Raw genomic sequence first — 671 nt, 5'->3', positions numbered from 1 at the left:
CGCTTGCCCCCTACGTATTACCGCGGCTGCTGGCACGTAGTTAGCCGGGGCTTTCTTCTCAGGTACCGTCACTCCGGTAGCAGTTACTCTACCGGACGTTCTTCCCTGGCAACAGAGCTTTACGATCCGAAAACCTTCATCACTCACGCGGCGTTGCTCCGTCAGGCTTTCGCCCATTGCGGAAGATTCCCTACTGCTGCCTCCCGTAGGAGTCTGGGCCGTGTCTCAGTCCCAGTGTGGCCGTTCACCCTCTCCGGTCGGCTACGCATCGTCGCCTTGGTAGGCCATTACCCCACCAACTAGCTAATGCGCCGCAGGCCCATCCTCTAGTAGCAGATTGCTCCGCCTTTCATCCCTCGCCCATGAGGGTGAAGGAATTATCCGGTATTAGCTACCGTTTCCGGTAGTTATCCCAGTCTAGAGGGTAGGTTGCCTACGTGTTACTCACCCGTCCGCCGCTAAGCTTACCCCGAAGGATAAGCTCCGCTCGACTTGCATGTATTAGGCACGCCGCCAGCGTTCGTCCTGAGCCAGGATCAAACTCTCCAAATTGGTATTTAGAAAGAGCGATTGCTCATTTTGAAACATCTGACGAGAATAAAATATTCTCTATTTTTGGATCTCACTTGCGTGAAATCCCACTCACTCGTTGTTCAGTTTTCAAAGATCAA

General features: G+C 53.4%; 1 rRNA gene. It reads right to left on the bottom strand.

What is annotated here, in order from left to right:
* Positions 1-552 (bottom strand): 16S ribosomal RNA (locus A3848_RS28765); the annotation flags it as partial.
* Positions 553-671: the final 119 nt, after the last annotated feature.

The organism is Paenibacillus sp. P32E (assembly GCF_001909085.1).
GTDB classification, from domain to species: domain Bacteria; phylum Bacillota; class Bacilli; order Paenibacillales; family Paenibacillaceae; genus Paenibacillus_AQ; species Paenibacillus_AQ helianthi.
The sequence above is the reverse complement of the archived record's forward strand: the minus strand, read 5'-3'. Positions and strand labels throughout refer to the sequence as shown.